Origin of the sequence: Mesorhizobium sp. M2A.F.Ca.ET.039.01.1.1, assembly GCF_003998035.1 — a bacterium.
Lineage (GTDB): Bacteria > Pseudomonadota > Alphaproteobacteria > Rhizobiales > Rhizobiaceae > Mesorhizobium.
In genome coordinates, this window is record NZ_RZRY01000159.1 from 1 (window position 1) to 10903 (window position 10903).

Here is a 10903-nt window from a genome sequence, read left to right on the forward strand (position 1 = left end):
CCCAGCATAGTGCCCGATTAGCGGGCGATATTGACGGATGAATAGCGCTCGGGACGCTGTTCCCGCCGGCCGCGCGAGGCACGATAGAGCGCCGGCGGCCATGTTCCGCCGAACTGCCGGTCATCCCTTACATTCTGACGGTCCGGATCGGTCTTGCCGTTCCCAAGGGTGGTAATGCAGGTGATCAGGGGCAAAGCACATTCGCCTCGATCAGCAGGCAGCGGGTTCCGTGCCGCGGCACAGGCTCCAACCTGGTTGGCCAGCGCTGAGAGGCTGAGGTCGTGCCCTCGCGCATATTGATCGCTTTGGCGGTGCGGCGGCTGGTGCTCGGCAGACTTCTCGAAGGAGCATAGCCAGAAGGTTCGGCCCGGCAAAGACGCGCGGCGAGAGCTCCTTGCCATTGACATCTTGATTCGCAGCCGACCAGCGCCGCCAAGTTCTATCGTGAGCGTGTTGCCTTTCTTGCGATCGCAAATTCGTGGTTGCTGCGCAGGGCGAGCCGAGCTGCGGCTCGCAGGAGGGGGCGAGCCGACAGAATTGCGCGGCCTGAAAAGCTGCCTCCATCAATGCTGGCCGCTCGTGCAGTCTCGAAACGCTGGATCAAGCCTCAAACATCGAACAGCCGCTCCTTTTCCTCGCGAAACCAGCGCCCTCGCGCGACATGATCTTGTCTGACGATCCGACGCTTCGAGCGGGGCTCCTCTAATAGGTTGCACATGACCTGCAGCTTTCAGCCAAACTCAGCAAATCGGACGTCTCTTCTTATCATCGCTCGGCAAGCTCGGAACACGCTGGGGGACGTTGCTAAGGCTAGTCGCCGCCAGCGGATGGCGAGGATGTTTTGGCGGCTAAGTGCTTTTAGGTGGGCGATTATAAGCCGAGATCGCGATAGGTGCTTTCGCCATAGCTCCTGGCGCCATCGCCACGCTGAGCGTTTGAAAGCCGATGAAATTCGCTGGGCCAATTGGCTAGCGCGTGCTTGATGGCCTTCATCTTGAACGGCACGTGCACAACACATTTGTCCCTGATGATAGGCGGACAGCTCGCATCTTGTTGCCGCGAGCCGTTAAGGTTTGCTGCGATTATCGGCAGACCTAGATCAAGGGCCAATTCCATTTCCCAGCGCACGAAGCGAAAAAGGTTTTTCGTTTTCTCACCGATCAGGACAAGTACCTGGCTCGATCCATTCATTCTGTTGCGAAGATTGCGTTTAACATAATCTTCGTCCTGTGCTCGGCTCGTCATATTGTCCAGATCGTGAGCGTTCGCGAATTCAAAACTCACATTCTCGCTGGCATTCCACCCTTTCATAAAGCGGTATGCCCAAGCGTCTTCATCGCCGTCAAATATTACATAGGTCGGATCGCTGTATGCCATTGTTGTCTCTTAGTTGTTTTGACGAGCAACCCACTGGGTGTGCTCCCGTGAGAAAGCCAGTTCGGCTTCGTTCACCGCGGCGGAGAATGCCTCATCCGAGTTGGCGTCCGTAATAAGGTCGGCAGTCAAGCCGATCTCGTGAGCTGTCAACGTGTAAGCCGATGCCAATTCGTTAAATTTCTTGATCTGGGTCCACCCGATAAGCGAGGCGGCGATGACAATTAGCGGCTCGGTCGGCCAGCCAGGCATCGCGGGGTCAGCGATGCGTACTACGATGAACGAGAATCCCAGAGCGTATGCAAAAATACCAAGGCCCATCCAGACTTTCGCGGACCTCTTGTTCGAGCGCGCCTTCTTCTCGTACCACTTCCGCTGGTCGCAGATTCGTCTCTGCAGATATATGTCTTTTCTTTCTTTTAGCGGGGAGTCCCTTATCGACATCATCTGGTCGGTTGTTTGGGGGGATGCTGAATCGGTGCCGCTCAACGCGCTACCAAGGTGACGATTGCTATCAAGGATACCTTCCATGAGCTTTCGAAAATCAGCTCTGGCGTCAGCGGCGCGCGCGTCATCGAACGGCTGTGCTCGCATCGCGAAGCGCCAAGTCAATGTCTTCACCGACTCTGCAAGAGCTCGAGCCTGATACCAGACCTGCTCGGGCTTTGTGACCGACCGGAAAATGAGGACTCCCATTGAGCAAAGAAATACCGCAGCATAGACACCGAAATAGGCTTTTGATGGCGACAAGTCCAAAGAGAGCACCGACGCTAAAAAAAGAAGAACGTACTCTGCCCGGATCAGGCGGAGAAACGTCGCCTGCTGCTCGTTGGATGCCACGTCGGCGCTATTATAGAGTCCAGGATATTTCATTTTTGAAGCACACCAGTCTATTTTGTGGCGGTAAATTCTTTAAGCCAGGATTTGGCAAACGTGAGGTTAGCAGTCGAGCTTACAGAGCCTATTCTTGAGCGAGGCGCGGTCCCTCTGTTCATAAACAGGAATGCAGGTCCTGTCCCATCAATGTAAGGGTATAGGCCCAAAAATTCTTGCCCGGAGAATGTTTCCGAAGAATTTTTTGCCACGGGCAGAACCGCTACCGCGGTCCGAAACCCATCGAAAAAGCCAAGCTCCCAAGGCATCCATCTGGATTCTGGAGAATTGTTTGAATGCACATAGATTAGCGTCTTTGACTGCCTCATACGGGTCCGCAGCAACTCGGCGGTGGCCGAGGAGACCTTTGTGCGGTCCAGTTGTGAATCTTCGACCCAATCTACGTAAGCAGTGAACCCAAGCTCCTCGAAAATTCGCTTCACACCGAGAATGATCTCTGCGTCCTTGAAAGAATGTGACAGAAAAACGTCGAATGAAGATCTGGCTGTAGCTGCGGCCGTCTCTTCCTTTAGAACGATCGATGCGGCTCTATGTCCTCGACTGGCATTCGCAACTCTTTTCAGCTCTGCCTCGGTCAGTAGCACTATTCAAATCCCCCATGATCTGTTCGCAATCTATGAACTTGACGCCCATTCGATTAAGCGACCCTTGTCTTGTGAAAACTGGCACCATGCTCTCCAGCCGGTAGCGCAACCTCCACCTTCTCAAAGACCACGTCGGCTGGCAGGAGTGACCGGCCTTGTCACCCACCTACGCGACCCCGGCACAGCCATGCTCCTCGCTTAGAAGGCTGCGAGACCAGCGATGTCAAACAGGACAGACGATCTCCTAATCTCGATCAGCAACGAACTTACGACGTAAAAACGCGATGGAGCGATCTCCGAATGTCCGCAGGCGTCGAGGGCCGGGTTGGTCGCCAGGGCCGAGCGGGCCAGCTTGCACTCCCGCTACCCGTCGGCTTGCCAAACCCTCGCTGTAGATTTCGCCCCCCCCACACGGATGCGCTGACCGCGACTAAGCTCAATCGCCACTGATCGCCAATCCAGGGCGAAAGTTCCCCCCTTGAAGTAGCGGTAGAGGCATTTTTTCGGCACTTCGCATCTTAGATATGGACGCCTCCTCAACCAGGCACGATCCGGTTTGGCTTCTCGCCGTAACCGTGCTGGCCAAGTGCGTCCGATGGCTGCTTCGATCCGTCTCCTGGAATGATCGGTTCCAGATTGCTCAAGCGCATCGTCCTTCCTCGCCATCAACTGGCGGATAGCGCTCGGCCACCTTTTTCCAGCAATTAGTATACCGCAAATGTCCCTTGAGTTTCGTCGGAATGGGCGCCTTTTGCCGACGAATCTACGGGATCCGTGCCAAACGCCGTTGAAACTTAAACTTTCGCTTTCACCGTTGCCTCAGGGCGGACAAAGGTATCGGTGAATTGGACTTCACTGGTTTCGTGACGACAAGGCTATAGTATTGATCAATCCCCAAGCCTGCCTGCAGCAGTCCCTCCATGAAATCCTGATAGGCGGCCATAGAACGAGATGCGACCCGCATCAAATAATCCACGCGCCCCCCAATTGCCCAGCAGTCCAGGATTTCCGGAATCTCTTGGATTGCAGTTTCGAAGACTCGTTGGTCCTCAAGACGATGGCGATCCAGCACGACTTCTACCATCACAAAGATCATGCCGCCGACGAGTGCAGGACTCAGTCGCGCATAAAATCCCTCAATAATTCCTGCGGCCTTGAGTGCTCGGAGCCGCTCCGAACAGGCCGACGCCGAAAGATGAACTCGTTTTGCAAGCTCACTTTTTGAAATCCGACCGTCTGCCTGAATCTCGGAGAGAATCCGGACGTCCCAACTGTCGAGTTGCACGGGATCGGGTTTCGACTTCATAACCTGTTGCTCTCAAGCAGCGATCGACAGCGCGCCGTGTGCCGATCAATTCTATTATCATTGAAACGACCGAATGTAGCAGTGGAAGGCATCCGTTCCAGGCCCGAGATGTGCTAGAATGGGTATGAAAATCAGCTAAGGAGAGCGATCCGCTGAGAAAAGCTGCAGAAGTAATTTGGCTATCGCCCCAGCGCCTAACGGGCAATGGTGCAGCTGGAGAGGAAGTCGGCGGCGGCAGAGACCTTCTGATAAATAAAATAGATAACCCATTTTCTTGAATCCCCGCTACCGTACTTGATAGACGCGCGACTGCATTCGAGCCTCGATCGCGTGGACGGCATACTCAATGCAGTATTCAGTGGCACATTCAGCTATTGGGGTGAATTGAAGGCCTTGCTCGTCCGGCTCGCCGAGGCGCAAGGCACCGCAAATGCCGCTCGTCGTACGGCGTGCCCAACAATTTGACGCTGGTGTCTGGCCGAAATCGCCTAACTGGGAAGATTCAAACGCCGATGTTGCGTGCGATGCTGTCGGCCGCCATACGCCTACGCCACTCGAGAGGCCCGGAATTGTGAATGGAGTTTCCCTCAACATCGACGGCCATGATAACAGGCATGTCCTGCACATCGAATTCATAGATGGCTTCCATGCCCAGGTCTTCAAAGGCAACGATCCGCGCCTTCTTAATCGATTTTGAAATCAGGTACGCAGCGCCACCCACTGCAGCAAGATAGGGCGTTTTGTGTCTTATAATCGACTCGATGGCCGCCGGTCCCCTTTCCGCTTTGCCGATCATCGCAAAAAGGCCGGTTTCGGCGAGCACCTTGTCCGTAAAATCGTCCAAGCGGCTGGAGGTTGTTGGACCGGCGGGTCCAACGACCTCATTCCTCACTGCCCGGACGGGACCGACATAGTAGATCACGCGTCCCGTCAGATCGACCGGAAGCGGCTTGCCGGCATCGATCAGCTCGACCATTCGTTTGTGGGCAGCGTCACGGCCCGTCAGCATCTTTCCAGACAGCAGGAGCGTTTCACCGCAGCGCCACGATGCCGTCTCTTCCTTCGTCAGCGTATCTAAATTGACCCGCCGGACGCCGGCTGGGTTCAATTCGTCGGCTCCGATGTCGGGCCATTCGCGCAAATCGGGCGGCTGGAGCCTGATGGGTCCAGAGCCGTCCAAAGTAAACTTCAGGTGCCGGTTGGCGGCGCATTGCGGGATGAGCGCCACAGGCTTGGACGCCGCATGAGTAGGATAGGTCGCAACCTTGACGTCAACGACTGTCGTCAGACCACCAAGCCCTTGGGCGCCGATGCCAAGCGCGTTGATCCGCTCATAAAGCTCAATCCGCAGTCCCTCTTCCGGGCTTGACGCCCCCCTTGCGATTAGTTCCGCCATATCGATGGGCTCGTTCATGGCTTCCTTGGCCAGCAGCATCGCCTTTTCAGCGCTACCACCGATACCAACAGAGATCAGCCCAGGCGGACACCATCCGCTGCCCAGGGTCGAAACGGTATTGACCACCCAGTCGGAAACGGAGGCGCTGGGATTAAGGGTGGTAAAACGTGCCTTGTTCTCGGACCCGCCGCCTTTTGCGGCGATAGTGATCTCAATCTGGTCACCTTGCACCAAGTTGACATGGACAACTGCCGGCGTGTTGTCGCGGGTGTTGACCCGTCTAGCGAGGGGATCCGCAACGATCGATGCCCGAAGGGGATTGTCCGGATCGAGATAGGCTTGACGTACGCCCTCATTCACAAGATCAGCGAAACTGGCTGTTGACTTAATGCGGGCATCCATGCCGACCTTTGCGAAGACAACCACAAGTCCGGTGTCCTGACAGATCGGGCGCCGCCCAAAGGCCGCCATGCGGGAGTTCAGCAGAATCTGACCTATGGCATTCTTCGCCGACGGGCTCTGTTCTCGCGTGTATGCGTGAGAAAGAGACCGGATATAATCTGGAGGATGATAGTACGAGATGTACTGAAGGGCGTCGGCGACGCTCCTTGTGATGTCGCGACCTGCGATGGTCCGTGTTCTGTTTCCCACCGGATTTTATCCAAACGAACCGAGGCCATTGACCATTTTCAAAATCTGGAAGCTTCGCACCCCCTGCTCGCCGCCTTCATATCCATAGCCGCTTTGCTTGACGCCCCCATAAGGCGCATCCGCGGAAACCCCTTTCAGGTAATTCACACTAACTGCGCCCGCAGAGAGACCATTGATAAGCTTCTGTTGCGTATCGGCCGCGCCAGTAAACAAGTAGGCGGCCAGACCGTACTCGGTGGCGTTGGCTTCCTCGATCGCCTCTTCGATCGTATCGAAAGGCGCCACGGTGAGAATCGGTCCGAACGGCTCTTCATGAAGCACTCTCGCTTGCTTCGGTACGCCCGTCAGGATGGTTGGCGGCCAGTAAAACCCCGGTCGGTCAAGGGGGATGCCACCGGTCTCGATGCGGGCGCCGCCTTCTACCGCATCCTTGGTCAGGCGCTGCATGGCCTCTATTCGCCGCGCGTTTGCCATTGGCCCCATTTGCGTTGCAGGGTCATCCGGTGGTCCGATCCTGATTCTTCGGACCGCCTCCGTCATCCGGAACAGGAGTTCCTCATAGCGGGACCGGGCGACAAGAATCCTGCTGGGCGCATTACAGCTCTGGCCCGCGCACTCGAATTTGTATTCCGAAATAGCCGGTATCGCCCTTGCCAGATCCGCATCTTCGCACACAATAACCGGGGAATGTCCACCGAGCTCAAGGATGCAACGCTGCAGATTATTCGCGGCCAGCGTGGCTAGCTGTTTTCCAACAGCCGTCGACCCCGTGAACGTCAAGACTTTCACAATTGGCGAACTGAGCAGATGCCGCGATATATGCACAGGAACACCGAACACCAGGTTGACCACGCCTTCTGGTATCCCTGCTTGACGCAAAGATTCCACGATATGGACAGCCACACTTGGCGTCTCCTCGGCCCCTTTGAGGATCACCGGGCAGCCTGCCGCCAGCGCGGGGGCGAGCTTGCGGGCGATAAGAACGGCCGGATAGTTCCATGGCGTAAATGCAGCGACGACACCGAGCGGCTCGGGGGCTATCATCCTGTTCGAGCCCAACGGAATCGGGGCCGACAACTCATCGGCATGCCGGCCATTCCATTCCAGCGTTTCGACTGCGCGCGCGTATTCTCCTGTCGCTTCGGCAATCGTCTTTCCCTGTTCGGACGACAGGTCCCTGGCTGCGGCGCCAGCTTTCTCTGCCAGAATGCTGGCGGCAGAGACGAGGATCTCGCCACGCTCTTTGGCGGGTCGTGAGGACCACGCCTTGCGGCTGCGTTCTGCCGAGGCAAGAGCTTCATCCAAGTCTGAAACCGTAGCCGAGGCCACTGAGGCAAATACCTTCTCCGTCGCCGGGTTGATCACCGGCAAAGTGGCTCGGCTACCACCGGCTCGCCATTTGCCATTAATGAAGAGCTCGTAGCTCTTGGCGTCGGACATCACGGGCTCCACTTGACTGAATTCTTGCATACGAGCGCAGTTTCGATATCGAAACTGCTGAACTCGCTTGAGCCAGTTTCATCGCGATGGTCGCGGCGGGTCAAATATCGAATATTGCCGAAATCCATCTGGAATCCAGATCGGGCTGGTCCTTATGGCCGCAAAAGATCATGCCCAGCTTTACAGGTTAGTTTGTCAGGTCGCCTCAGGCGCCACCGCCGCCCAGTCCCGGATTTCAATCAATTTTCTGGCGACCTTCGGAATGAGCTTGCAGACCGCAGAAACGGCCGCAGAACGCTCATCTTTGGGATTTACAGCGAGCACCACGGACCGAGTAATCACCGGATCGACGATCTTGACAGTCCGGACCAGCCCTTGGGAGGCTTCTTTCTGAACCGCAGACGGGGCGAGAATAGAATGCGCTTTTCCCTCTACGACCATGTTGATGATCGTTGAGAGGGAGTCCACTTCAAACCTGACGTCCAGCGCGCAACCGTGTTGTGCGACGACATCAGCCACCGAACGCCTGACATTGTTGTTGCGCATGGGAACCGCCAGGGGGAATTCATGCAGGTCGACCAGCGATATCGCATCTTCAAACGGTGGCTCGCCGGACGGAACCACCAGACAAAGGTCTTCGCGCGCTAGCACCGTCATTCGCCCCACACTGTCTGCTGTGCGGTACAGAACCGCCAGATTGAAGCGTCCAGCCGCCATCCATTCCTCTAGCGGTCCCGTCATACCCTCGACCATCTTGAGGGACACCTTGGGCAGTTCGTGTCTCACCGCCTCAAGCAGCGGACCGCTCAGGACGCGAGCAGCTCCAGACGGAATCCCAATAGTCACCTCCCCGGCAGGGGAAGCGGCTGTGTTGGTCAATTCCACCTCGGTAAGTCGAATTTCTTTGAGAATTGCCCGCGCCCGCTCGAGCAGTTTGGCTCCTGACGCCGTCACGCTCACGCCGGTTCTGTCGCGTATCAGCAGCTGAGTGCCGAAGCCTTCCTCCAATTGGCGTACATGCAGACTCAGCGCACTCTGGGCGACATTCAGAAAGCCAGCGGCCTTCGTGAAACTGCCTGCTTCGACCACGCCGACGAAGTATCTTAACTGCCTGATTTCCACGGGTACTCTTCCGAGGGCGGACTGCAATTGACGCAATCTATCTTAAAATGTGATGGCACGACAGCAATAATTGTGCCGAGCTGCTGACGCTTGCTGTCGTCGTCCCAGTCTTGTTGATCAACCCGCTGAGGACTCAAACGGCCAACTCGGCGCCCGGATCCGTCGCGATGATTTCTCGGGCCCTTCGAATAACCGGTGGATCGACCATCTTTCCGTCCAATGCGAACGCGCCTCTGCCTTGCGCCGTCGCATCTTTTTCCGCCGCGAGGACACGACGGGCCCACTCGAGTTCCTGTGGGCTTGGTGAGAAAGCCTCATTGAATATGGCAACCTGATTTGGATGGATCGCCAAAGCCCCGGTAAAGCCAAGCCGCCGCGCATGGGCCGCGGCCTCACGAAGTCTATCATTGTCTGAGAACTCGCTGATACTTCCTATGAAACCAAGCGGTAGCAAGCCAGCGGCGCGAGCGGCAAACAGAACAGAAAGGTTCGGTGTCAAAAGAAGGTCGAGTTCCGGGGCACCGCCAACGGAGGCACTGAAGTCTTCAGGACCCAGCGCCATTGCAACCATCCTGGGATGGGCCGACGCAATGGCTGAGAGACTTTGTAATGCTGCCGGGGTCTCGATCAAGGCAAGGAACCGGATTCGACCCACCGCAAGATTTCTTTCTCGTTCAAGTTCCGATACCGCATTTGCGATCTCTATTACCCACGCTGCCGAATCCGTCTTCGGAAGGACAAGTGCATCAACACCCGCTACTACGGCTGCATCGAGATCGGCCGCCAAGGCACGCAAACCGCGATTCACGCGAACTAAAACATAAGCGCCCCTGCGGCCCACCTTTGCCACGGATGCAGAAAGCTGGCGCCGTGACTCACCTTTTTGATCCTGGGGAACGGAGTCCTCAAGGTCGAGTATGACGCCATCTGCCCCGCGCTCATGAGCCGCCTCCACAAAGCGCGGAACATGAGCGGGAACAAAGAGCAGAGATCTCCAGCGGGGAACAGACATCGGGCTTTCAACGGCCTGAACGGCGTCATTCATGAAGTCGCCTCTGCGGTCGATTCTAGCGTGGGCGCTGTCAGTGAGTTTGCTGGGCGGCCGTGGCACCCAGAGGGGCCAGGACTAGGCATGCACTCTGTGAATCGCGATCGCGCTTCCTTCCCGACAACAGGCACGCTCATGCTGACGCGGCTCTTGCGCGCAAACCTGCTCGAACCTCCTCGCGGACAGCCTCCGTATGCGCACCAAGGCCCGGAACTGGGCGCAGCGAGGGGCGCTCAGAGTTGAAGATCGCCGCCGGGGCGATCGTCTCTACTGTTCCTTCAGGTGTGCCAATCTCAACCCTGCGAACGTGTGGATGCTTTGAAATGTCCGCCACTTCGTTCAGTCGCCCATATGCCAAACCGGCCGCCTCAAGCTCCTGCATCGCTTCGTGGCAGGACAGCTCGGAAAACCGCAGCTCAATTATCTCATCAAGTTGAGGACGGTGGCCGAGGCGCTCCATGTTGTCGGCGAAACCAAGTGCACGCGTGAGCTCAGGCCGCTTCAGGAATTTCTCGCAGAAATTCACCCATTCCCGGTCATTCTGCACGGAAAAGATGACGTCCTTGCCATCGGCGCAGCGATAGGCGCCATAAGGCGCCAGCGAGGGGTGTTTCACGCCCGCGCGTACCGTGTGGTAGCTGCTGTAGTCGTGTTGCAGGACCGGCACGTTCATCCAATCGGCGACGGCATCGAACAGGGACACCTGAATGCTAGCCCCTTCGCCAGTGACCTCGCGATGATACAGCGCCTGAAGTATGGCGCTATGTGCCGTCATGCCTGCCGAGATGTCGCAAACCGACACACCCACACGGGCGGGTCCCTGTTGCGTCCCGGTGATCGCACACAGACCGGTTTCGGCTTGGACGATGAGATCATAGGCCTTGAGGTGAGAAAATGGCCCCCCCTCCCCAAATCCCGAAATGTCGCAGGTGATTAGCCGCGGAAAACGGCGACGCAGATCCGCAGATCCGAAGCCGAGTTTTTCGATGCTGCCTGGCTTCAGATTCTGGATAAAGACGTCAGCAGCAGCAACAAGCGTGTCCAGCACAGCACGGTCCGCCTCCAACCTCAAATCCAAGCATACTGAC

10 protein-coding genes are annotated in these 10903 nt (G+C 56.9%); all 10 read right to left on the reverse strand.

The annotated features are described in order from the left end of the window. Positions 1-17: 17 nt before the first annotated feature. Complete coding sequence (locus tag EOA24_RS41585) at positions 18-194, reverse strand: hypothetical protein (RefSeq protein ID WP_164781893.1); 177 nt, start codon at positions 192-194, stop codon at positions 18-20. Between the two features lie 676 nt (positions 195-870). Continuing rightward, complete coding sequence (locus EOA24_RS14565) at positions 871-1377, reverse strand: TIR domain-containing protein (protein WP_126080675.1); 507 nt, start codon at positions 1375-1377, stop codon at positions 871-873. A 9-nt stretch (positions 1378-1386) separates the two neighbouring features. Further along, complete coding sequence (locus tag EOA24_RS14570) at positions 1387-2247, reverse strand: DUF4231 domain-containing protein (protein WP_126087045.1); 861 nt, start codon at positions 2245-2247, stop codon at positions 1387-1389. Between the two features lie 17 nt (positions 2248-2264). Further along, positions 2265-2852, reverse strand: a complete 588-nt coding sequence (locus EOA24_RS14575; RefSeq protein ID WP_167508689.1) for a toll-Interleukin receptor — start codon at positions 2850-2852, stop codon at positions 2265-2267. A gap of 808 nt (positions 2853-3660) precedes the next feature. Continuing rightward, positions 3661-4158 (reverse strand): Lrp/AsnC family transcriptional regulator, encoded by a 498-nt coding sequence (locus tag EOA24_RS14580; protein ID WP_126080672.1) that lies wholly within the window; start codon positions 4156-4158, stop codon positions 3661-3663. 502 nt (positions 4159-4660) lie between these two features. Further along, the gene (locus EOA24_RS14585) at positions 4661-6205 is read right to left on the reverse strand and encodes a fumarate hydratase (RefSeq protein WP_126080671.1); all 1545 of its coding nucleotides are present in this window, start codon (positions 6203-6205) and stop codon (positions 4661-4663) included. 6 nt (positions 6206-6211) lie between these two features. Then, entirely contained in the window at positions 6212-7645 is a 1434-nt protein-coding gene (locus EOA24_RS14590) for an NAD-dependent succinate-semialdehyde dehydrogenase (protein WP_126087044.1), read from the reverse strand. Between the two features lie 195 nt (positions 7646-7840). Further along, positions 7841-8767, reverse strand: coding sequence for a LysR family transcriptional regulator (locus tag EOA24_RS14595; protein ID WP_126080670.1), 927 nt, complete (start codon positions 8765-8767; stop codon positions 7841-7843). 133 nt (positions 8768-8900) lie between these two features. Beyond that, positions 8901-9812, reverse strand: a complete 912-nt coding sequence (locus tag EOA24_RS14600; protein ID WP_126080669.1) for a CoA ester lyase — start codon at positions 9810-9812, stop codon at positions 8901-8903. A 136-nt stretch (positions 9813-9948) separates the two neighbouring features. Continuing rightward, on the reverse strand, positions 9949-10903 hold a 955-nt coding region (locus tag EOA24_RS14605; protein ID WP_133374516.1), incomplete at its 5' end, for a CaiB/BaiF CoA-transferase family protein.